Annotated in this window: 19 protein-coding genes and 1 tRNA gene; 10 read left to right on the top strand and 10 right to left on the bottom strand. The window is 63.7% G+C overall.

Annotation, left to right across the window (positions count from 1 at the left end):
• Positions 1–75: 75 nt before the first annotated feature.
• Positions 76–921 (top strand): MaoC/PaaZ C-terminal domain-containing protein, encoded by an 846-nt coding sequence (locus N3C12_12990; protein MCX8073347.1) that lies wholly within the window; start codon positions 76–78, stop codon positions 919–921.
• 9 nt (positions 922–930) lie between these two features.
• Positions 931–1614 (top strand): phosphatase PAP2 family protein, encoded by a 684-nt coding sequence (locus N3C12_12985; protein ID MCX8073346.1) that lies wholly within the window; start codon positions 931–933, stop codon positions 1612–1614.
• Between the two features lie 129 nt (positions 1615–1743).
• Here N3C12_12985 and N3C12_12980 read toward each other — a convergent pair whose 3' ends face one another.
• Positions 1744–2589, bottom strand: coding sequence for a sulfite exporter TauE/SafE family protein (locus tag N3C12_12980; protein MCX8073345.1), 846 nt, complete (start codon positions 2587–2589; stop codon positions 1744–1746).
• A gap of 147 nt (positions 2590–2736) precedes the next feature.
• Between N3C12_12980 and N3C12_12975 the strand changes: the two genes are divergently transcribed.
• The 4 genes from N3C12_12975 (at position 2737) to N3C12_12960 (ending at position 7480) form a co-directional block, all read left to right on the top strand.
• Positions 2737–3831: a Zn-dependent alcohol dehydrogenase gene (locus N3C12_12975; GenBank protein ID MCX8073344.1), complete on the top strand. Its 1095-nt coding sequence runs from the start codon at positions 2737–2739 to the stop codon at positions 3829–3831.
• Between the two features lie 48 nt (positions 3832–3879).
• Entirely contained in the window at positions 3880–5403 is a 1524-nt protein-coding gene (locus tag N3C12_12970) for an acetyl-CoA acetyltransferase (GenBank protein MCX8073343.1), read from the top strand.
• 119 nt (positions 5404–5522) lie between these two features.
• Positions 5523–6674: an LLM class flavin-dependent oxidoreductase gene (locus tag N3C12_12965; protein MCX8073342.1), complete on the top strand. Its 1152-nt coding sequence runs from the start codon at positions 5523–5525 to the stop codon at positions 6672–6674.
• Positions 6675–6694: 20 nt separating this feature from the next.
• Entirely contained in the window at positions 6695–7480 is a 786-nt protein-coding gene (locus N3C12_12960) for an alpha/beta fold hydrolase (protein MCX8073341.1), read from the top strand.
• Here N3C12_12960 and N3C12_12955 read toward each other — a convergent pair.
• Positions 7456–8730, bottom strand: coding sequence for an MFS transporter (locus tag N3C12_12955; GenBank protein MCX8073340.1), 1275 nt, complete (start codon positions 8728–8730; stop codon positions 7456–7458). The genes N3C12_12960 and N3C12_12955 overlap by 25 nt on opposite strands.
• A gap of 4 nt (positions 8731–8734) precedes the next feature.
• Positions 8735–9652 (bottom strand): YiiX/YebB-like N1pC/P60 family cysteine hydrolase, encoded by a 918-nt coding sequence (locus tag N3C12_12950; protein ID MCX8073339.1) that lies wholly within the window; start codon positions 9650–9652, stop codon positions 8735–8737.
• A 131-nt stretch (positions 9653–9783) separates the two neighbouring features.
• On the opposite strand from N3C12_12950, the gene N3C12_12945 reads away from it, so the two are divergent.
• Positions 9784–10659 (top strand): LLM class F420-dependent oxidoreductase, encoded by an 876-nt coding sequence (locus N3C12_12945; GenBank protein MCX8073338.1) that lies wholly within the window; start codon positions 9784–9786, stop codon positions 10657–10659.
• A 278-nt stretch (positions 10660–10937) separates the two neighbouring features.
• A complete protein-coding gene (locus N3C12_12940; GenBank protein ID MCX8073337.1) occupies positions 10938–12248 on the top strand; it encodes a right-handed parallel beta-helix repeat-containing protein in 1311 nt (436 codons plus the stop codon).
• A gap of 330 nt (positions 12249–12578) precedes the next feature.
• On the opposite strand, the gene N3C12_12935 is transcribed toward N3C12_12940, so the two are convergent.
• Positions 12579–14327: an AMP-binding protein gene (locus tag N3C12_12935; protein MCX8073336.1), complete on the bottom strand. Its 1749-nt coding sequence runs from the start codon at positions 14325–14327 to the stop codon at positions 12579–12581.
• Between the two features lie 22 nt (positions 14328–14349).
• A complete protein-coding gene (locus N3C12_12930; protein ID MCX8073335.1) occupies positions 14350–15846 on the bottom strand; it encodes a wax ester/triacylglycerol synthase family O-acyltransferase in 1497 nt (498 codons plus the stop codon).
• Positions 15847–16052: 206 nt separating this feature from the next.
• Between N3C12_12930 and N3C12_12925 the strand changes: the two genes are divergently transcribed.
• Together N3C12_12925 and N3C12_12920 are read left to right on the top strand one after the other, a co-directional pair.
• The gene (locus N3C12_12925; GenBank protein MCX8073334.1) at positions 16053–17291 is read left to right on the top strand and encodes a THUMP domain-containing protein; all 1239 of its coding nucleotides are present in this window, start codon (positions 16053–16055) and stop codon (positions 17289–17291) included.
• Positions 17292–17668: 377 nt separating this feature from the next.
• A tRNA-Lys gene (locus tag N3C12_12920) sits at positions 17669–17741 on the top strand.
• 96 nt (positions 17742–17837) lie between these two features.
• Here N3C12_12920 and N3C12_12915 read toward each other — a convergent pair.
• The 5 genes from N3C12_12915 to N3C12_12895 are packed head-to-tail and all read right to left on the bottom strand — an operon-like array spanning position 17838 to position 22968.
• Positions 17838–18671, bottom strand: a complete 834-nt coding sequence (locus N3C12_12915; GenBank protein MCX8073333.1) for a methyltransferase domain-containing protein — start codon at positions 18669–18671, stop codon at positions 17838–17840.
• Positions 18672–18684: 13 nt separating this feature from the next.
• Positions 18685–20145, bottom strand: coding sequence for an MmgE/PrpD family protein (locus N3C12_12910; GenBank protein MCX8073332.1), 1461 nt, complete (start codon positions 20143–20145; stop codon positions 18685–18687).
• On the bottom strand, positions 20142–20825 hold the full coding sequence (locus N3C12_12905; protein ID MCX8073331.1) for a hypothetical protein: 684 nt from the start codon (positions 20823–20825) through the stop codon (positions 20142–20144). The genes N3C12_12910 and N3C12_12905 overlap by 4 nt, the downstream gene beginning before the upstream one ends.
• Positions 20822–21781 carry a hypothetical protein gene (locus N3C12_12900; protein ID MCX8073330.1) on the bottom strand — a complete coding sequence of 320 codons (960 nt, stop codon included), beginning with the start codon at positions 21779–21781 and terminating at the stop codon, positions 20822–20824. The genes N3C12_12905 and N3C12_12900 overlap by 4 nt, the downstream gene beginning before the upstream one ends.
• Positions 21757–22968: an MFS transporter gene (locus N3C12_12895; GenBank protein ID MCX8073329.1), complete on the bottom strand. Its 1212-nt coding sequence runs from the start codon at positions 22966–22968 to the stop codon at positions 21757–21759. Before N3C12_12895 ends, N3C12_12900 begins: the two co-directional genes overlap by 25 nt.
• Between the last annotated feature and the right edge of the window lie 176 nt (positions 22969–23144).

The following is a 23144-nucleotide window of genomic DNA, read 5'->3' as shown; positions in this document are numbered from 1 at the left end:
TGAAAGGGCGCGAGTGTGCGCGCATGGTAGGGAGGAGCCGACAAGTAGATTCAGACGAGGGAAAGGAAACTGGCGATGGGACAACCGATTTCTAGTGCACTTGTAGGCATGACCTTTCCACCGGTCACGTTCCGGTGGGATGCGAAAGACGTAATGCTTTACGCTGTAGGGGTGGGAGCCCAACCCGAGGGCGAGCTGGCGTTCGTGTACGAAGGCAAAGGGCCGAAGGTGTTGCCGACGTACGCGGTGATTCCCGGGATGTTTTCCATGGGCGGACTGGTGTCGAACGTCGACATCAACTTGGCGATGCTGCTGCATGGCGAGCAGTCGATCACCCTCCACCGCGAGCTCCCGCCAGAGGCAGAGGTAACCATCACCGGCCGCGTGGCTGAAGTGTGGGACAAAGGAAAGGCAGCGGTGATTGGCTGTGAGGGCATCGTCGAAGATCGGCAGGGGCTGCTGTGCACGACCAAGGCAACGTTGTTCATTCGCGGGGCCGGTGGTTTTGGCGGCGAGCGAGGCCCGTCGACGCAGGATCGCAACCGCCCGCCGGACCGCGCCCCGGATCACGTGGTCGAGTTGGTGACCCGGCCGGAACAAGGCGCAATTTACCGCCTTTCCGGGGATCGCAACCCGATTCACATCGATCCGGACTTTGCCCGTATGGCGGGGTTCGAAAGGCCGTTCATGCATGGGCTCTGCACGTACGGCTTTGCGGGGCGAGCGATCTTGCGCGCGCTCTGCAACGGTAACCCCGCGCGGTTCTTGCACTTCGAGGCCCGTTTTGCGGACCAAGTGTATTTCGGCGACACCATCGTCACCAAGCTGTGGCGCACCGCGCCGGGCGAGGCCATCGTGCAATGCGAGACTCAGCGCGGTAACGTCGTGCTTTCCCAAGGGCTCACGCGCTACCGCGAGTAGAGCAAGTTCGTGAATGCCTTCGACTTCGCCATCCTACGCTGGCTCACGTCTTGGGCGAATCGCTGGCCATGGTTTGATGGACTGGTTGCGTTTTCCACGAACTGGGAACTGGTCAAAGGCGGCTTTGCGCTGAGTCTCTATTGGTGGGCTTGGTTTCGGAAAGGATCGCAGCAACGGGAGCAGCGAGCCCGGCTGCTGGCTGCCCTGGCCGCTGCCATGGGCGCATTGGCGATCGCGTCGGTGCTCGCGCTCGCACTTCCCTACCGGCCGCGCCCGCGAATCTTGGTCGGCATGGATGCGGAGTTGTCACCCGGATGGGCCGAATGGAGCGCCTTCCCGAGCGACCACGCCACGCTGTTTTTTGCGCTGGCAACCGGACTGTGGATGGTCGCGCGCCCTCTTGGCTTGATCGCTTTAGTGCACACCGTCGCGGTGGTGTGCTTTCCGCGCGTGTACCTCGGCCTGCACTACCCCACCGACATTTTGGGCGGCACCGTCATCGGAGTTGCCAGCGTGCTGCTCGTGGACAGGAGCCGCTTCGTCCTGCGCAACATGTGCAGAGTCGCAGCGGCGGCCGGTCGGCATCCCTCAGTATTTTACGCGCTCGGGTTCCTCGCGACCTACCTACTTGCGACGTTGTTCGGCGACTTGCGCCGCGCGGGGAACACCTTCGTCACTTGGTGGCTGCGGTAGCGCAGGGAGGAGCCGAAAGAGGGAAGTGGCCGGCAGGACCGTCTACGGCATCGCCGGCATTTTCGAAGCCTCTCGCGCGTTGAGGCTTCGAACGTGGTTCCGCGTCGGGCCTGCACGTCGTGGGGCGCTCTACCGCCAACCGAGGAGCCGCAGCGAGAGAGCGACCACGGTGACCGCCAGGAACACGCGAACGACAGGCTCACCGCCCGCCACTGCTAAGCGAACGCCAATTGCCCCGCCCACGCCGTAGCCCGCTGCGAGCACGAGCCCGGGCCCCCACCATACCAGCCCTTGGATAAGGAAGATGGCCAGCGCAGCCGCAGTTTGCACGGCATTCAAGACGACCTTGATGCTGTTCGCGCGCAGCAAATCGTGCCCGGCATGAGCCAAGGCGGCGATGAGCAGCAAACCAACACCTGCTTGAAAAGCACCTCCGAACGTGCCGACCAAGAAGAAAACGGCTGCGGTGACCGCCTGTGGCCACTTGGAGCGCCGGCTGGCCGGTTGAATGCGAATCACGATAGGAACAACGAGGGCCAGCATCAGAACCGCGAACATGCGTTGAAACATGGCGGGCGAAACGAGCGAGATCGTGTAGGCACCCGCGACCGAGCCCGCGATCGTGGGGACCATCAGCGGCGCTGCCTGCCGAAGCCCGGGGACACCCTCGGCATGGAACCGCCAAGTGGCCACGACATTGTGGACCAGAACGCCGAGGCGGTTGGTGCCATTGGCAATATCAGCCGGCACACCCAGCAGCACGAGGGCGGGCACCGTGAGGAGCGAACCCGCCCCAGCCAAGGTGTTGACGATGCCCGCGGCCAGGCCGGTGGCCAAGAGCAAAACAACGCCGGAGAGATCGAGTTGCATGGGCAGTGAGGCGCTTGTAGTCACGAGGTGCCGCTGCAGGCAACGTAGACCCGCAGAAAAAGTGATTTCACTGAGCAGTCGCACGGTGGGTTGCGCCAGCGCCATCGGCCTTCCCTTCGAGTGGATCCCGTTCGTGGATGGGTGCGCGGAACCGGGGCCAACGATGCACTGATGGTTTGCCCCTCGCCCCGCTTGCCTCGGCGGTGGCAGGCGCGTACGAGAAGGCGGAAAACTTCTCAGTGAGGTGGAGCCATGGTTCGTGGAGCAGTGTTGTACAACTTTTTCGAGCCTCTCAAGATCGAGCAGGTGCGCCTGCGCGATCCGCGTCCGGATGAAGTGGTGGTGAAAATGGCTGCGAGTGGGGTGTGCCACTCCGATTTGTCGGTCCAACAAGCCAAACTGCCGTTCCCGCCGCCGGTGATTCTCGGCCACGAAGGCGCCGGCATCGTGGAAGAGGTAGGGAAAGATGTTGTCGGGCTCAAACCTGGCGACCACGTGGTGTTGGCTTGGGTACAAAGTTGTGGGCGCTGTGCGTACTGCATCGATGGCGAGGAGCACCTCTGCGACGCAGCCATCAAAGCCATGATGGCGGGCGAGGAAACCGCTTTTGAGAAGGATGGCCAGGCAATTTCCCGCATGGCGGGCGTCGCCTCGTTTGCCGAACGCACGCTGGTGCGGGCTTCGGCTTGCATCAAGATCCCTGAGAATGTGCCACTCGATCGGGCTTGCTTGGTGGGTTGCGGGGTGATGACCGGAGTGGGTGCGGTGACGAACACGGCCAAGTTGCGGCCCGGACAAACCGTGGCTGTGTTCGGTTGCGGAGGCGTTGGACTGAATGTGGTTCAAGGAGCCGTGCTGTGCGGTGCCGCGCGCATCATTGCTGTTGACCTCGTGGACAAAAAGCTTCAGTGGGCTCGCGAGTTCGGCGCTACGGACACGATTAACGCCACACAAACCAGCGATGTGCCCGATGCGATTCGCTCGCTAACCGAGGGCCGCGGCGTGGACTTTGCCTTCGAAGTGATCGGCATGCCGGAAATCATCACCCAGGCATTTTTGTCCGTGCGCCGCGGCGGCAAAGTGATTGTGGTGGGTGTTCCCGGCTTCGACCAGACGGTGAGCCTGCCGGCGTCGGCGATTCCGCTGGAAGAGAAGTCGGTGGTGGGCTCGCTGTATGGCTCGGCGCACATGCGGCGCGACATGCCGAAGCTGCTCGAGTTGTACGTGCAGAAGCGGCTGAAGCTCGACGAGCTGATTTCGCGCCGCATTTCCTTGGATCAAGTCAACGATGCCTTTGCCGCGATGGAGTCTGGCGAGGTGGCGCGCAGCGTCATCGTGTATTCGTGAGCTCGCCGCTGCGAACGCACGGATCCTCAAGGGAAAAGGCACGCGAACATGGCAGCGTTGTCCGAAGACCGCATTCCGGTTCTGATTGGTGGGGGGCAAATCACCCAACGCGACGTGGACCCGCTCCGTGCGGAGGAGCCTCTCGGGCTCATGACCATCGCCGCCCAGCGCGCTGCGGAGCATGCGGGCCTAGCGCCCGCCGCTCTGGCAAAGATCGATCTGGCCGCAGTCGTGAACATTCTCGGCTGGTCTTATGCGAACCCGCCGGGAGCCTTGGCGGCACGGTTCGATGCCAAGCCGGCGCAACTCTGGTACTCGACCCTGGGCGGTAACACCCCTCAGTGGTTGGTGAACGAGATTGCTGCTCGCATTGCTAAAGGAGAGGTGCGCTTTGCCTTGCTTGCTGGGGCCGAGGCGTTTGCCACGCGGCGGCGCGCCCGGGTGGCAAAGGTGCAGTTGCAATGGTCGAAGGGTGAAGCGCCCGGATTTCCGCCCGCGACGGTGGTTGGTTCCGAGCGCCCCGGTGTGAACGACGTCGAGATGGCCCACGGGATGACGTTGCCGGTGGTGGTCTACCCGCTGTTCGAGAACGCGCTGCGGGTTCACTACCGGCATTCCCTGGAGCAGCACCGGCGGTACCTGGGGGAGCTTTGTGCCCGGATGACCGCTGTGGCTGCGCAAAACCCGCATGCGTGGTTTCCGCTGCGCCGCACGGCAGAGGAAATTGCCACGCCCAGTGCGGAAAACCGCATGGTGTCGTTCCCGTACACGAAGTACATGAACGCGATCATGGAGGTCGATCAAGGCGCCGCCTTGCTGATCACCTCGGCCGCGTATGCCAAAGAACTCGGGGTGCCGCGGGACCGCTGCGTGTATTTGTGGGGTTGCGCGGATACGCAGGACCACTGGTTCGTCTCCGAGCGGGTGAATTACTGGTCGTCACCCGCCATCCGCGTCGCAGGTCGGGAGGCAATGCGGATGGCGGGTTGGTCGTTGGAGGAAATCGATTTCTTCGACCTGTACAGTTGCTTTCCCAGCGCGGTGCAAATCGGCCGCGATGCTCTCGGCATCTGCGCCGACGACGCCCGGCCTCTCACCGTGACTGGCGGCCTACCGTACTTTGGGGGCCCGGGAAATAACTACGTCACCCACTCGATCGCGACGATGCTCGAACTGCTGCGCCAGCATCCTGGCAAGCGCGGGTTGGTGACCGGACTCGGTTGGTACATCACCAAGCACAGTGTCGGCCTGTACAGCACCGAGCCCCCACCTCGCCCGTTCGTGCGTCGCGACCCGGCCGAGTATCAGCAAGAAATCGATTGCATGGCTCGCCCGGAGCTGGTGTTGCGGCCGTGCGGTCGGGGCACGGTGGAAACCTACACGATCGTGCACGATCGCGATGGCACGCCGGTACGAGGCATTGTCGTCGGCCGCTTGGCCGACGGCCACCGATTTCTCGCCAACTTGCCCGCGGAGCCTGCGGAACTTCTTCGTTGGGAAGAGCGCGAGTTGGTGGGTGTGCAGGGTGAAGTCGTGCACAGTGACAGCGGAAACACCTTTCGCCCTGATTGAGCAAGCAAGGAAAGCGGTGCAGGGTAGATGAAGCGCGAGTAGAAGTGCTTTCCAAGTGGCGGACGCCGCGGCAAACAATTGCGCGTGCCGGGCGGAGCTCGTCACTGAAGGGAGGAACCATGGAGTTCTACTTCTTCCATTTAATGCCGTGGCCCTACTTACCGCCCGATTATCACGGTCCAGCGTGGATTCGTTGCCCCAACGAGTTGTACGACCCGGAGCGCGGGGTGGCCGTGTACAATCGCTACATCGACGAGCTCGTGTACGCCGAAGAGCTCGGATTCGACGGCGTGTGTGTCAACGAGCACCACGCCAACGCTTACGGCAACATGCCCTCGCCGAATCTCATCGGCTCGATCCTCGCGCGACAAACCCGACGCTGTAAAATCGCCATCGTGGGCAATGCTCTGCCGCTTTACAACCCGCCCGTACGGGTGGCGGAAGAGTTTGCCATGATCGATGTGATCTCCGGCGGCCGACTCATTGCCGGGATGGTCGTGGGAGGCGGGCCGGAATATTACTCGAACGGACTCAACCCTGCGCAGGCGCGCGAACGGTTTTACGAAGCGCACGACCTGATCGTGCAGGCCTGGACCCGTCCGGGCCCCTTCGTGTTTAACGGCAAGTACTACAAGCTTCGCTACGTAAACCCCTGGCCGCGCCCGCTGCAGAAGCCGCATCCGCCGATTTGGATCCCAGGCGCAGGGAGCCTGGAAACCATGGAGTTCGTGGCCCGCCGCCGTTACGCGTACATGGGCATCCCGTATTTCCATCGCCGCGTGTTCGAGAGAAATTTCGCCTTCTTCCGCGAGACCTGCGAGAAAGAAGGTTATCAGGCGCGCCCGGATCAAATGGGCTGGCTCTGTCCGATTTACGTCGCGGAAACCGACGAAGCCGCCCGCCGCGAGTACGAGCCGCACTTTTGGTACTTCGCTAAGCGCTTACTGCCAGGAATCGAGACCAGTCCGCCGGGGTACACCTCGGCACGCTCGGCAGTGAAGCTTGTTACGGCGCGAAGCGATTTCCTGCTGTACGTCGATTCCTGGGAGCAAGTGGTCGCAGGGCGATACGCCGTCGTGGGCAGCCCGGATACAGTGGTGGAGCAAATGACCGAGATGATTTCTAGCTTGGGCGTGGGCAACATTCTGGCCCTGCTGCAAGTTGGCACGTTGCCCGCGGATTTAACCCGGCGGAACATGGAATTGTTTGCTCGTGAGGTGATGCCGCGGCTCCAGGCGTGGGACAAGGAGCGCCGGGCCCAAGCAGCGTGAACGGCAAGGAGGGCAAGGACGTGGCGGAAACGATCGTCATTGGCCGCGAAACGGTTGAGTTCCGGCGAAAAGGTCGTGGTCCTTCGCTTCTCTATCTGCACGGGGGAATCGGCGACACCGATTGGCTCCCCGTGTTCGACGAGTGGGCGCAGCAGTTTACCGTTGTGCAAACGCTCCATCCGGGTTTCGGCGGTTCCACTGGAGGGGAGCGCCTCGATGGCATCGAGGATTTGGTGTTCCACTACCTGGATGTGTTGGCGGCACTGGAACTCGAGCGCGGTCCGTTGACTGTTGTTGGTGCTTCCTTCGGTGGCTGGGTAGCTGCCGAACTTGCAGCGCGATATCCCGCGCTCGTCAGTCGCTTGTTGCTCGTCGCGCCGGCGGGGCTGTGGATCGACGAGCACCCGCCCGAGGAGGTGTTCGGGCGCGAGCCGCGTGATCTCGCCGCGTTGCTCTTCCACAACCTCAAGCACCCTGTGGCGGCGATGATGGCAGCGGTTTCGGACATTGCCTCGCTTCCAGAGGAGCTGATCTTGCAGCAGTTCAAGGCCATGGAGGCGCTCGCCCGCGTGGCCTGGAATCCTTACTTTCACAATCCCAAGTTGGAGCGCTTGCTCGCCCGCGTGCGGGCGCAAACGGCGATTGTTTGGGGAGCTGAGGACCGTTTCTTCCCTCCGCTTTACGGTGAGCGCTTTGCTACCGCGATTCCCCGAGCGACGCTGCGCACGGTGCCGGGTGCGGGCCACCTGGTCATGCTCGAACGGCCGGACGAGGTGACGGCTCAGTTGCGTTCCCTCGCCGGCTGAGGCTTCAATGCGCGGTGGTCGCGCGTGGGCAAGGCCCGGCTCGCTACGGCGCACCCAGCAAGGAACGCGAGGATGCCGACGCTGGAGTACATGGCGCGGTAGCCAAAGTGCTCGGCAATCGCACCCAGGGCTGGATTGCTGAGCGTGTGCCCTAAGTCGAACATCGCCGTGAACCAGCTCACCGCGCGCCCGCGGCGGCTGCCTGCCAGGTCGACAACCAAAGCAGCCAAGATCGGAAACGCGTAGCCGTGCCCCATGCCGGCCAACGAGCCGGCAGCGTGGAGCCACACACGATCCCCAGCACGGGGCAAAAGGAACAAGGCGGTGCCGTAAACGACGAATGCGAACGCCAGCATGGGGTAGCGTCCGATGCGATCGGGTAAATGCCCGCTCACGATCCGCACGAAAACAGCGGTGCCTGCATAGGCGAAAAAGAGAGTGCCCGCCGGGGCGAGATTGGCTGCGGTTACGTAAGGGGCGAGAAAGGTAAACACACTCGCCTCCGCTGCGCCGAACAGAAACGTCAGTGCCATGAGCGGCCAGAAGGCGGGAGGAACCGGTGCCGGGGCGAGCGTGGCAGGCGTGTGGGGATGTGCGGCGCGTGGACGCCCGCGCTCGTCGAGTAGGGCAATGACCCCCAGACATGCGAGTGCCAGGGTCGCTGCCGCGAGGAAGTAGGCGGCAAACCCCCAGCTCCGGATCAGCCATTCGCCCAGAAGCGGACTTAACCCGTTGCTCGCCATGCCCCACAAGCCGAACCAAGCAAGTCCTTGCGCGCGGCGGGTGACCGGAATCACGTCGCTTGCGTAAGTGACAAAACTGGTAAACATCGCCCCGGCTGCGACCGAGGCGGCAACGACGAGGAGTGCACACAAAGCGCCGAGCTCGGTCACGCCGAGGAAGCCAAACGACGCCGCCGCATGCACGCCTGTGGCCGCTAGCATGATGCGTTTGCGTCCGAGCCGGTCGAGCAGGAAGCCCAACGGCCAGCGGATCCCCACCGCCGCCGCCGCGCCAATGCCGGCGTAGACGCCGATGGTGAGCTCCGTGCCACCGAGGGAACGCACGAAGAGCGGAAATAAGATGTACAAGGCTCCAGCCATGGAGCCAAAGAGCTGCATGGCACAAGCGAGCAAGAAGTTGCGGGTAAGCAGGCGATCGGAGCTGGGCACGGCGGGTGTGGAACTTGAGGTCGGGTCGGGCACCGCCGCAGTCAAGCGAAGAGCCCAACGACGCAGCTCCGCCTGCACCGGTTCATGCCGCGCTGTTCTCCACTTTGGCCGGGGTCATCTGCGGCGGCGCGGGCTGAGCCGCGCTGGCAGCTTTGGACTCGCTTTGCGCCCAGTGGATCCGGCGGTAGTCGAAGCCCACAGCGGTGGCGTGGTGGACTTTCACGATGTCGAAGTAGGGCGACAAATCGAAGTCGCGCGGTGTGACGAGGGCCGGATCCTCCTTTTCATACAGCGCTTCGTACTCCGGCCGCCTGAGCCAGCTGAACCACCTGAACCAGCGGCGTCGTGGGGGCTCGGGGTTCAGGGTGACGCGCGGAATGATCGGGAACCCCACAGAGGCAAAGGCGCGCGCCAACATGGTTGTGCAAATCACTTGCGTGGCCTCTCCACCGTAGCGCAAGGCGGCACGGCGGTAGCGGCGGGGAATGAGGCTCACGGGGAAGAAATAGCGTGCAAGCTCCAGCACGTGGCGGACGTTGTAGGGTTTACCCAGTTGCGCCGTGACCTCGGCAAGGATGCGGTCGAGATCCTCCCGCCGCAACCCCCGCGGCCTGCACACACGGATATTGTGGCGCGCATACTTGGTGACTGGATTGCACACCACCCCGTCTTCCAACGCTTCGACGAGCAAGTAACTGGCGTCGCTGCCAAAGCGCTGCCGCAGCTCGGGAACGAGCTCGGGACGAAACCGACGCAGCTCGTCCCCGATGTACAGGGCGGCGTGCGACCATGAACTTTGCGTGAGATAGCGAATCACTTGGCTAATCCGCTGGTCCCCTTCGACCAAGATGACATCACCGGGACGGAGCTGGCTGCGCAACGCGGCGAGATCGTTTGGAATACGGTGCTCATAAACTTTGCGCGGTTTCGTGAGCACGCCCATCATCCACTTCACGACGCGACGGCGGATCGGTTCCGTCAGCCGTTGCCACCAACGCATAGCCCCTAGCTAGCCCGTGCAATGCCGTTATGGCAAGGGAAATTTTGTCGAGCGCGGGCACATTGAGCCGCCGGCGACGGCGACAAGCGGTGCACGACCGCGCCAAAAACAATTTGCAGAGGAGGAACGGCATGGAGCTCGGACGGATTGGCATTTGGACCTTCGCCTTCGATTTGCAGCCAGGCCAGAAGGCGCGTGAGCTCGCTGCCCAAGTGGAGGAACTCGGTTACAGCGCCATTTGGATTCCCGAGGCCATGGGGCGGGAGGCCATGACCAACGCTGCCTTGCTGCTTTCGGGAACCAAATCCGCCGTGGTGGCTACCGGCATCGCCTCGATTTGGGCGCGCGATGCCATGGCCTGTGCGGCAGCGCAGAAAACGCTTTGCGAAGCTTTCGGGGGGCGCTTCCTGTTGGGACTGGGCGTGAGCCATGCGCCAATGGTGGCCGTGCGCGGGCAGGAGTACGACAAGCCCTTGACCGCCATGCGCAAGTACTTGGATGCGATGGACTCCGCACCCTTCATGTCGGTGCCCCCTCCGGAACCGCCGAAGCGGGTTCTCGCCGCTTTGCATCCGAAGATGCTGGAGCTTGCGCGCGAGCGGGCACATGGGTCGCACACTTACTTCGTACCCCCGGAGCATACCGCGTGGGCGCGCGAGCGGCTCGGTGCTGAGGCCATCCTGGCGGTGGAACAGACGGTCGCTCTCGAAACCGATCCCCAACAGGCGCGCGACATGGCGCGGCGCTTCATGTCGGTTTACTTGGGGCTGCCCAACTACGTGCGAAACCTGAAGCGCTTGGGCTTCAGCGACGATGACATCGCAAACGGCGGGAGCGACCGACTTGTCGACGCAATCGTCGCGTGGGGCGATGAAGAAGCAATTCGCCGCCGGGTGCAGGCACACCTCGATGCCGGCGCCTCGCACGTGTGCATTCAAGTGCTCGATCAAGATCCCCGTGCTGTGCCCATGCCACAATGGCAGCGCTTGGCCTCGGCCCTGCTGTAGTGCCAGGAAGCAAGGAACCAGGGCAAACACGCTGCGCGGCGAGTGTATGCCAGAGGAAAGTCGCCTGCCGATGATGCATCGCGGCGAGCGCGACCGGTTTTGGCGGAGAGATCCCGGTCGGCCGCCCGCGATTGGATGACCCAGCGGCGTAGTCGCGCCTAGCGGATGGTGCCAGGCCAACCATTTTCGTTCTTGACAAAGCGGGTTCCCGCTCGCGATGCTAACGAGCCGTTGCGCAAACAGTGGACGGCGCAGAATTCTGGAGGAAAGGATACTGAATGACTCGGAAGCCCGAACGCGTGGCACTGATTGCCATGTTGCTTGCATCGGCTGCGGCAGCCCGTGCAGCCACATTGCAAGTGTCGAACCTGGGGAGCGACAGCTTGAGCTGTGGGCCGAGCAGCGCCCCGTGCCGCTCGATCTCGCAAGCGATCTCGAATGCGAACCCGGGCGACACGATTGTCGTCGGGCCGGGCCTGTATGGCGATATCAACGGCGACGGCGACCTTGCTGATGCCGGCGAAGAGAACTCCGGCGTGGCCGGCAAAACCATCCTGGTTTCGAAGCCGCTCACGATTCTCTCTCGCGATGGCGCGGGCGCCACGCTGATCCGCAATGTCGCGAGCGCGGACGCTGTGGCCATCGGCGCAAATGGCGTGAGCTTCGGGAAAAAGGCCAAGGGATTTACCGTTCGGGGTGGGGCTCCGGGAAGCGTTGGTGTGCGGGTGGATCCGGGTGTAAGCGCCGTCAGCCTCATGGGCAACGTGTTCGACAACCACGCGGGCGGACTCGGGATCGTGTCCGGCAGCAATCACAGTATTCGCAACAATTGGTGGCTCAACGGCACGCTGACGGTGGATGCGAGCACCGTCCTCGTGCGCGACAACCTCTTCGTCGCCGCAACCTTGGCCACGGGCGCGAGCTCCAATGCGGTGACGATCGACCGTAACCAAGTGAACCGCAGCACTGGAGTGGGGATCGACTTGCAGGGGACCGGCCACAATGTGCGGCGCAACGTGGTAGTTGCTGGACTTTCCGGGGCCGGGTTTCGCTGTACCGGAACCTGCTCCGGGGTCACCTTCCAAGACAATGTGGCCCGACGCAACAACGGGCATGGCTTTGAGATTTTGGCCGGTAGCGGACATAGCCTCACCGGCAACTTGGCCACCGGGAACGGAAGCTCGGGCTTCTACATCAATTTCTCCACGCCCACGGCAATTCCTTTGCTGCGCAATACCGCGACGAACAACGGTGCCGCGGGCTTTACCTTCCCGGGGATGACGGATTCGAGCAACTATCCGACTCTGACCAACTGCGTGGCGGTTGGGAATCAAGGAGATGGTATTCAAGTGAATGGCCACCTCGTGGTCACCAAGAGCAACCTTTACGGGAACATCGGCTCGGGTTTTAACTGCGGCATCAATAAACTCTCGAGCCTCGGATCGATCTCCGCAGTGCAAAATTTCTGGGGGAGTGCTACCGGCCCAGGCCCGGATCCGGCCGACCAACTCTGTGGTATCACGATGGCGATCGACGCCTCGTCGCCGCTGGCGAGCGAGGCGAAGGTGGCATCGCAGCGCGTACCGTGAACACCGACGGCGGGGAGAAGTAGTCTCTTCCCGGACCAGCGCGGCTGCATCGGCTAAGGGAGCTCGGATCCGACCCTGCCCGTCGGCGACGGTGCTGTGTGCCCGGCCGTTCCGGCGCAACCGTGCTTGCTTAAAAACCATCAACGGAGAGGGAAGAGCCGGCGCGTGCCAGTGAAAATATGCCCCGGCCGCGGCCTTGAACTGGAGCGACCCTGAATCACCGCGCTCGTGCACTGGCGGTGCGGTTACGGAAAGCGATGTCGGCGCGGACCCGTGTCTCGTCGCTCGAGCGCAAGGGTTTTCCGCATTGCAGAGTGAGCATCCTTTGGATTACACTTCGAGCAATGCTTCGCGGCCCGAGCGGGTGAAGGCGGCGAGAAGTGTGTCCAGGTCCGCGGCGCTGAACCGGCGGTAGCTGAGCTCGCGCCCGGGGCGCCAATACAGCGGATCGCGGCAGCGCTCAGGTAAAAACTTTTGGCGCCGGAGTTCGTTCTTGAGCACCTTGGTGCTTGCGGTTTGGGGCAATTCTGCAGCGATGCGCACAAATTTGGGCACCCATTTGGGAGATAGGTCTGGCTGCGCCTGCAGGAATGCAGCGAAGCGATCCGGGTCGAAGCTTGCGCCTTCCCGCAGCACGAGTGCAGCCATCACCTGGTCACCCCCGTCCGGGTCGGGGACGCCGTAAACTGCGGCGAGGGTTACGTCGGGATGGCGGAGGAGAATTTCTTCCACCGGACGGGCCAGGAAATTTTCGCCGTCCACCCGGAGCCACTCGGTTGTACGCCCCGCAAAGTAAAGGTATCCGCGCTCGTCCTTGTACCCCAGATCGCCGCTCCAGTACCAGCCAAAGCGGGTTCGCTCGGCGGTGGCGCTTTCGTTCTTGTAGTAGCCTTCGAACCAGGCCACACCTTGGGTGTTCACGATCTCCCCGATGCACTCCTCGGGATTGAGCAGCCGGCCGTGCTCGTCGAACCGTGCCGGTGGCCGCTCGCGCCCATGCTCGTCGACCACCGCGATGCCAGGCGCGGGAAAGCCGATGCTGCCGGGTGGGTCGTCGGGCTGGCGGGTGACGCCGAGTCCGCCTTCGCTCGATCCGAACACGTCGACAACGCGGCAGCCGAATCGCTCTTCGAACTCGCGCACAACTCGGTGCGATCCTTCATTGCCGAAGCAAATGCGCAGGGGGTTGTCCGCATCGTCCTCGCGTCGAGGGGTCGAGAGGATGTAAGCGAGCGGCTTGCCCGTGTAGTTGAAGTACGTCGCACGGTAGAGTCGAATGTCGGCCAGCCAGTGTTGTTTGGAAAACTTGCGCGCGAGGCCCACAGGAACACCCGCAGCCAGCGCAGGCAGGAAACCGCACATCACCGCATTGGCGTGGAACAGGGGCATGGCGATGTAGCCGGCGTCGCCCGCGCCGAGGCCATACACGTTCCGCGCCAGGTTCTCGCCCGTTTCCATCAGGCGGCGGTGGCTACACTGCACCGCCTTCGGCGCTGTCACGGTGCCACTGGTGAAAATCAACATGGCGAGATCCTGCTCCGCGCAAGCCACATGTGGGTCTGGCCTCCCGCGCAAGGCCCGCAAAAGTTCTTCCGCATCTTGCATTGGAGCTGTGGGATGCGCTGGTGGCTGCGCCATGCTCGGGTCGCGCCCTAAGCCTTGCCAGCGCCGCGACACCACAACCTGTTCAGGAACCAGGCGAGCTCGTTCGAGAACTGGCAGTAGAAACTCCAAGTAGTGGGGCTCGGTGATCAGCAACCCGCAATCCGTATACTCGATGTCGCGTGCCAAATGTTGCCCACGTTTGGTGTTGTTGATCCCGACGGCGACCGCTCCGGCAAGCCACGCACCGCCGAGGGCGAAGAGGTAGTCGGGAGTGTTGTCGAGCAAGATGCCGATGTGAAACGCTTCGCGGGCGGATGAATTCTTGCTGCGCAAGGCCAAAAACAAATGCGCCCAAGCCACGCACTCCTGGTAGTACGCGGAGAACGAACACTCCCAACCGAAAAAGCGGACGAAGGGCTTGGAGGCGGTTACTGGGTCCGTTCCTCTTTGGCGGATCAACGCGCCGAGGGTCATACGCCCGCGGGGGAGTTTCGTTTCAGGACGCCGCCTTCCTCTCCACCACAGCGAGTTTCACCCGAGCTTCCTTGCGGCGGCGGCTGCGGCTCTCGCTACGCTTGCGTTGTGCTTCGGCTGCTTGCTTGAGTTCCGCGAAGGCGTGCTCGATGTCCAGGATGAAGTCGTGCAGGTCGGGGAAGTGTTCCCAATCCGCGTTGACTCCCCAGTACAACCCGCCGTTGTACGAAAACAGTCCCACCACGACCCCGATGTTTTCGAACAGGGGCACCACCGGGTACGCGGTGCGCATTTGGGCCCCGAGCAGGTAGAGGGGAACTTGCGGACCGGGAACATTCGTGACGATGAGGTTGTACGGGCGCGTGCGCGCAGCCAGGCGCACGGCTTGCACGAGCAGGTTCGGCACGGTCCACTCGCTAATCGCCGTGAGCACCTCACCGCCTAACGCTTGCTTCGATTCTTTGAGGTCCTTGGTGGTCTCGGTCACGGCATGGAGACGCGCCACGGGATCGGCGATGTGGACCGGCAGCGGAGCGGCAATCTGCGTGACTCGGTTCCCCAGCGTGCCGCGCTGATCGTGTGTACGCACGCTCACCGGTACCATGGCTCGGATTTCCAGCTCATCCGGGTTGAGGCCGCGGCGTTCGAAGAAGCGACGCAGCGCGCCACTGACGGTTGCCAGGACAACGTCGTTAACCGTTCCCCCGAGCACGCGCTTGACTTCCTTCACTTCGATAAGGGGCATGTCTGTCCAATCGAACCGCCGGTGCGGTCCCACTTCCACCTGCAAGGGGGTTTGGGACACCGGGCTCAACGCTGGAGCTAGGGTTTCGATGATCCCCTCGATCGCGTCGGCAATTTCGTGGACTCGTTGCTCGGGGTGGCGGAGAGTTTCGATGATTGCCTTGGCTGCAGTGAGCGGTTGCTCCGCGCGGCGAAGCAACTCGTCCAGGAGCAACTGGCGTGGTGTCGGCTGCGGCCGCGGGTTCCAGGGCTCCGGCACGCCCGGATCTTCCTCGGGAAATGGGCTCAGAATTACGGACATGAGATCCGCGCCGGAAATGCCGTCCACCATGCAATGATGGGTTTTGCTCACCAGCGCAAAGCGGCCCCCCTCCAAGCCTTCGACAACCCACATTTCCCACAAGGGACGTTTACGGTCGAGCGGCTGCGACATGATCCGGCCCACCAAGCGCTTGAGGGTGCGTTCGTCGCCCGGGCGCGGGAGGGCAGTGTGGCGTACGTGGTAGGCGAGGCGAAAACGGTTGTCGTCGACCCACACCGGATGTTTCTCGTAGGGAATGTAGGCAATCCGCTGACGAAAACGGGGCACGAGGTGTAGGCGCGCGGCAATCGCCGCGCGGATTTTTTCGATGTCGATTCCACCTTCCGGCGTTTGCACCGGTGCGGCATCGAAAATACTCACTGCTCCCACGTGCATGTGGAAGTTCGAATCTTCGAGCCCGAGAAACGACGCATCCAAAGCGCTCAAGCGTTCGTAGTAGTACTGCTTTGTCATTGGCCCTTGTCCTCCGCGCACAGCAGCCGTAGCATGCCAGCCCTGACGGCGGAAAGCCAGGGGCAGAAAACTCCCCCGGTTGTCGCGGGGTGGTTAGGCTGATAGCGGCTTCGCAGGCAGCACGCGCACGGTTCCGGTGCCGCTGCGCGAGCACCAGCCCGCGTCGCCCCCGTGCGCACGGCGCGTTGCTCGCCTACAGGACGGAAATGCACGTTCACAGGCCGCTCCGCAGCGAGCGCTCTAATGCGCAATCTGAGTTCGCATTCTTCGTCACCGCCGCGCGTGGCACCGAGGTGTGGGTGCAGCGGGAGGCGTTGGCACTCGGGGCGCGCGAGGCAAAGGCGGTTCCCGGTGGCGTACACGTTGTTGGTCCGTTTGCGACCGGTTACCGGCTTTGCTTATGGTCGCGTGTCGGGCAGCGGGTGCTCCTGCCGCTAGCCACGGTGGCGGCTGCCGACGCTCAGGCCCTGTACGAAGGTGCCATGACGATCGACTGGGGCGCGCACATGACGCTGGACACTCGCTTTGAAGTCGAGTGTACGGCGGCCACCGATACCTCCATTCGGCACACCCACTTCGCTGCCTTGAAGGTGAAGGATGCGATTGCCGACTCCTTTCGCCACCGTTACGGCGGCCGGCCCTCGGTGGGACGGCAAGGGGTGCGGCTTACGGTTCACGTTTACCTTCACGGGAGTTCGGCTTCGTTGGCGATCGATCTTTCCGGGGAGCCGCTTTACAAGCGCGGCTACCGCGGCGAGCAGACCGAGGCGCCGCTCAAGGAGACGTTAGCGGCAGCGTTGCTTTACGCGGCCGACTGGCCCGAGCGTTTGCGGCGCGGAGACCTGCTCGTCGATCCCTTCTGTGGCTCGGGTACGATCGTCATCGAGGCGGCACTCATGGCTGGCAACCGGGCACCAGGACTGACTCGCACGCATTTCGGCTTCCTCGCTTGGAAACGACACGACGCTGAGCTGTGGCACCTATTGGTGGAGGAAGCGCGGCAGCAAGATCGCACTGCGCAGATGAGCCAACCGTTGGTGTACGGATCCGACATTTCACAACGCGCCCTTGCGCTGGCACAGGAAGGAGCAAAGCGAGCCGGCGTCGGTCGCCTGATCCGCTTTGCCCGTTGCGACGCCCGCAGCCTGGCTCCGCCGGGGCGTAACGGCATCGTCGTGACCAACCCACCCTACGGGGTGCGTTTAGCGAAAGGTGACTTGGACGAACTGTATGCGTCGCTGGGCGACACCTTGCGGCGGCGTTTTCTCGGTTGGACGGCCTTTATCTTTACCGGCAACCCAGCAGCGGCCAAGCGCATCGGCCTCCGGCCCGACCGTCGCTTCGAGCTGTGGAACGGGCCCATAGAGTGCCGCCTGTTGCGCTTTCCGATCTCCGCCGCCCCAGTGGCTGGCGAGGGACCCCACTGGCGCCGCTCCGGTAAATAGCGAGCGATGGCCTGGCAAATCGCGAATGGGGAACACGTGGATTGGCGACGGCGTCGTTACCGGTGTCACGCGCATTGCCATCTTAGCACCCTGCGCCAGCGCGATCGTAGGGGCAGCCCTTGTGGCTGCCCTCGTTGCCGGCACCACGCCGCGACGGAATGTTTCCGACGAGACGCAACCCGTAGGGGCGACGCATGCGTCGCCCCTGCTGCCGGTGTGGCACAACGCTACCACGGTCCGACGGCATCTTTCGATCGAGACGCAAGGCGTAGGGGCAGCCGACCGGTCGGCCGTGGGCAATGTGGCGCCGCGCGCACGTGGGTTGCGTGCCTCGACATGCGGTGTTAGCGAGCCTGGGCCTGCTGTACGGCGGACGCGAGCCGTTAGCTCAGGAGGTAGAGCACCTGCCTTTTAAGCAGGGGGTCGCTGGTTCGAATCCAGCACGGCTCATCATTCCGAGTGGCGTTACTCGGGCGCTCTGCCGGCGGTGTTTGTCCCTCAGGGTCGTGCCCGTCGTCCAACTCTGTTCGCTTACGCCTTTCCGGTTCATCGCCGTTTGTGGGCTACGGCGAGGATCTCGCCCGCCACGATCCACGGCGAGATGCGCCACAACGTTCGCAACAGTGGCTGCCAGCGTCGCTCCACAGTCCAGCCCCGATGCGAAGGCAGCGCCAGATCCCAATCGCCCTGACCCTTAGGAACGAAGCGAATGGAGAGCATGTTGTGATCGGCCACCCAGCCCATGTTGCGCGGCGGAAAGAACTCATGAGGAACGAAGCGTTCCACAGTCAATCCTTGCTCGGCCAGGAAGCGGCGGAGTTCCCGCGCGCCGAAACGGTATTCGACGAAATAGTGGCCGCGGCCTGCCCAGCGGTTGTTGTAGCGGCGGTAAAGGCGATTAAACACCGTCCGCCGCAGCCAGTTGTTGTAAGGCACGGACAGCAGCAACGTGCCCCCAGGTTCGAGCACGCGGGCGAGCTCGTGCAGCATTGCTGCGGGGCCGGCGGGATCGTGCTCGACAACGCCGAGGGAAATGGCTCCAGCGAGCACGCCGTCGCGAAAGGGTAGGCGACCGGCATCGGCCGCCACCAACAGTGCTTGGGGCGCGCGCGAGCGCACCGCGTGGAGCACGGGGCGGTGCCAGTCGACGGCCACGACCCGGCAGCCGCACGCCAGCGCAAAATGCGTCCAGCGCCCACCTCCACATCCCGCATCGAGCACCAAGCCGTGGCGCGGCAGCGCTGCGGCAAAGGTTGCGGCCGACACCATGTGGTGGGCCTCCTCGAGGTACGACGCTTCGCTTTCCGGCGTGGCTTCGCGGCTCAGCAGTCGATGCGGCTCGGCGTTGGGGAAGAAGGGTACGTAGACGGGAAAGGGCATAACGGTGGCGCCGTCAACGCGAGGGCCCACCTGGGCGAGCGTTCTTGGCCGCTGCGAGCAGGGCCGACCGCAACCTCCCCAACGAGGGGCGAGTGGGTAGGGTCGTAACCTCCACTTCGAGTTGCTTGGCTGCCGCATCGGTGGCCACACGGCAGACGTTGTGGCGGAACTTGTCCAGCACTTCGTCACGAGTGAGCGGTAGTTCCGGATGGCCCCGGTTGATCGCTTGGCGATGCTCCCACACGCTACCGTCGCGGAAGCGAATTCGCAGCGTGCCATCGAAGTAACGCGGGTATCGGCTGGTTTCATCCTGCCGGTAGCGAACGAGGCGGGCGACGGCGAGCACGGCCTCGTCGCTGATGGCGGCAGGCGTAAAGTCGTCGACGTTCACGTGTCCCCGCACGAGCATCGCTGCCACGGTGTAGGGCAGACTGAACTTGGCCTCGTAATCGGTGCGTGGCATCCATTTATTGGCGAGCGGCTCGCACACCACCGGCACGGCGCGCGGATGGATGTCAGCTTCGATTGCAGCGATGCGGTCCAACGCAAACCCGGGCCGCTCGCGCAGCACACGGGCAGCGTCGATAAACGCGTGCACCATGTGGCACGCCGGGTAGGGCTTCAAGCTGACTTCGAGAAGACGCCAGCGCGTGCCGAGCCCATCGGTGAGAACACCCACGTCCCACCCCCTGTCGCCGAGATGGGTACGATACAAGCCGAAGCGTCCTTCGAACGTTGCGCGGGGGCCGAGGAAGCCGGCGGAACCTAGCCGCGCGGCAAGCACGCCAGCATGTGCAGCCCAGCCGGCGTGGAGGCGCTTCGACCAACTCCCGTCTCCCAAAAATTCCAGCGTGCCGGCGGCTTGGCTTCCAGCGATCCCGAGCGCGTCGGCCATGGCCCGCGCATCCAAGCCAAAGGCCTTGCTCGCCGCGACGCTTGCGGCGTAGGCCCCGCAAATGCCGGTGGGATGAAAACCGCGATCGTGAAACGCCCCGGGGGCCGCCAAGCCGATGCGCGCGTTGACTTCCATTCCCACAGCAACTGCAGCCAGGAAATCGCTGCCTGCAAGCTCTCTCTCCTCAGCCACGGCAAGTGCGGCCGGCACGACGGTCGTGCTTACATGGAGCACGGCCTCGGCATGGGTGTCGTCGTAATCGAGCCCGTGGGCGAGCATGCCGTTGTAGAGGGCTGCCCACGCAGCCGGCCAGCGCCGCGCATGGCCGAGCACGCTCGCCCGACCCCGCCCGGCCACGGGCTCCAGTGCCGCCATCGCTTTGCGAGCAAATTGCTCGGGGCACGCCGCCAGGGCCACTCCCAGCGTGTCCAGTACGTGCAGCGCGACCTTCTCCCGCACCGCTTCGGGCAGTTGGCCGAACGTGGTCCGGGCGGCAAACTGTGCGAGCTGCTCGCTCGCCGAAGCGGCTCGCGCCTCGGCGCTTGCTTGCTCAGGGTGCTGTTCAGCCGTGTCTCTCATGGCCGAGGCACCGTAGGGCCGGCCACTTCTTTCGTGGCCTGAGTCTGGCTGTCGACCAGTACGGCGCGCACGCCCGTGTACTTACCCGCCGGGTAAAACACAAAGCCACTGACCGGAATCCCTGGCTTCACCTCCCGCTCGCCGAAATACAAGCCGTGGAGTTGGTCGATAATTTCCTGCTCGGTTTTCGATTTCGACTCATGGTATCCACCGATGGCGCCCACAGCCACGCCAATTCCGGCACCGATGGCGGCACCCTTGCCCGCTCCTTCCGCTCCACCTTGCGCGGCGCCGATAATTGCGCCGGGAATGGCACCGAGGAGTCCGGTGAGAAAAGCCCCGGCGCCTGCGCCTTCCAGTCCCGCAGCCAGCGCCGTCGCCCCGCCCGCCTGGCGCGCAGCCTCTTCGACAGAGAGCGGCGCAATGCGGTGCCCGGCTTCATCGATCGCGAAAATGCGATCGGCAGAAGCAATGTAGGTCCGTCCCTGCTCCCCGTTTGCAATGCCGATCCCTAGAGCCACCATGCTACCAAAATTTTTGCCTTCGGAGCCAACAATGCGGACTTGATCGCTGACCGTCTCGGGCACAACCGCGCGAGGTGCAGTGACGGGCTTCTTTACGCACGCGGACACGAAACCCAGGGACAATCCGAGGGCCAAACCAAAGAGTCGTTTCTTCATTTTGTCTTCCTCCTTTGCTTGCTCTTGGCCGCCGTCGAGCGGTCTTGCCGTGTTCGTTTGGTCTTCTCGGTTGAAGCCTTGCGCGGCGGCGCAGTCGCGGCTGTTGGCGTCGGCGTGATCAAGGAGAACGCCTCGGGAGATAGCCGCGGTGTGGGCGTGGCGGGCCAAAACTCCGGCGGTCGTAAGTGCAACACTCGCCGTGTGCCAGCAAAAGCATCGACCGGTGTGCGCACGATCCCGGCATTGAGCGTCGAGGAGACCACCACGTCTTCGCTTTCCAGCACGCCCACATGGTACGGAGTGTCCTCGTCGAGGTAAAGCACGACATCGCCTGCTGTTGCTTTCTCCGTGCGGCGAAACACTTGTGTGCGTGTGAGGGCGAGGGTGTGTTCGAAGGGAATTTCCCAGCCATTGCGCCGATAGAGCTCCCACACAAACAAAGAGTTCGGCAGAAAATTCACACCGCCCCGCTGGAGCGACTGTTGCATGGCTGGGATGTCGACGTCGTGAGAGAATATGTGTGGCGGGGGTGGCGGAGCAGCGATCCTCCAGGTGCCGTCGTCGCTCGGTTCCACGCGGTACCGCCGTGCTTCCACCGTGGGGGCTTGTTCGAAGCCGGTCGCGGTTACTGTGCCCTGTACCGCGTAACGCACCTCGATCGCGAAGACGTCGTCCGCCTCGGCAACGGGCCAGCCCACGGTGTAGCTGGTGATGAGCACGACCCGGTCCCACGCCGGCTCGAGTTGCCAGGCGACCAGCGGCGCCACTTGTGGCCAGCCTTGGAGCGTGGCACGTGCACCGAGGGCGTCGAGGCGGCAAAACTCCCGCACCACGTTTTGCGGCCCGAGCTGCGCGGCGCTGCTGTTGGCGAGCAACACCGCCACCGCCGACAGGGCCCAGGCCTGGGCGCGGCTGTGGGTTCGCAAGCGAGTCACGGCGGCGAGTTTTCCACCCATGGGCGCAATCGCGGAATCAGTAGCAGCGCGGGCAAGGCTAGAACAAAGGTGAGTGCGAAAAAGGTTGGATAGCCGAGAATCTGCGTAAGCCAGCCGCTGGTAGCACCGACCACTTGCCGGGGAACGGCAAACAAGGCAGAGAGCAGCGCATATTCCGTGGCAGCACGCTCGCGCTCGCACGCGCGCATGAGGAAAGCGAGAAACGCTGCGCTGCCGAGACCGCCGGTAAAGCTTTCCGTAAGGGACGCGGCATAAATGCCGTACCGCCCCCAACCGGCTGCGGCGACTAGAGCGTACCCCAAGTTCGACAACGCCTGCGCTAGCCCGAGCACGAACAACGCCCGCGAGATGCCAGCGCGGCTCGTGTACCAGCCACCGACGAGCGCCCCGGCAATGGTGGCGAGCGCCCCCGCAGTCGTGGACACCATGCCGATTTCCGCCGGGCTTAAGCCGCGGTCGACCCAAAACGGCTTGATCATCGGCCCCATGCTGGCGTCGCCGAGCTTGTAAGTGAGCGCGAACAGGAACAACGCCGCAGCCCGCGGCCGCTTGAGCCAACGCCCCAGTGCGCGCGCCCATTCGGCGGCAGGCCCGGGTACCACCGCCGCGCGGGGACTTAGCCACAACACCCCCGCCAACACGAGAGCGGTAACGGCAATCGTATGAAACACCGCCGGCCACCCGAACGGAGCCACCAGGAGGAGCGAAGCTCCGCCCACAATCATCAACGCAATGCGATAGGCAGCTTGCCGCACGCCATTGGCTACTCCTTCGTCGCCCCGGCGGACCAACTGGATGGAGTAGGCATCGATGGCGATGTCTTGCGTGGCACCCGCGAAGCAAACCACAAACAACGCAAGCAACCAGACGCGAGAGGTTTCCGCCGCTCCCAGCCGAGCGAGCACAGCGAGCGCGGTAGCGACAACCGCCAAGCAGGCAGCAATCCACCATTGATAGCGCGGCCAGCGGTCCACCAGCGGAGACCAAAACACTTTCAGACTCCACGGGGTGCCCAGCGCGGAGAGCAGGCCGATGCTCGCAAGATTCACCCCGTGTTGCCGCAGGAACACCGGCACGACGTCCACGAACACTGCGAGCGGGATTCCCGATGCAAAGTAGAGCACGGCAAGCCACGCCAGGGTGGCTCGCCGGGTTGGCCTCAACCGCCGCTCTGCCTCTCCCGACACGCTCCGGCCTGCCTTTCTGCTCGCCCCTCTCCCATACACCTCGAGCAAGCGCGTGCAACGGCCTGTCGCTTCAGCGAGAACCCTGCCGCGCTCAGGCCTCGGGGGCGACGCATGCGTTGCCCCCGAGGCCCGTCCCCAGTCGTAATCACCATTTCCCCAAAGCTACCGCTTGTCAG

The organism is Candidatus Binatia bacterium (genome assembly GCA_026415395.1).
Taxonomy (GTDB): Bacteria; Desulfobacterota; Binatia; order HRBIN30; family HRBIN30; genus HRBIN30.
Note: the sequence above shows the minus strand (reverse complement) of the source record. Positions and strands in the feature narration are given on the sequence as shown.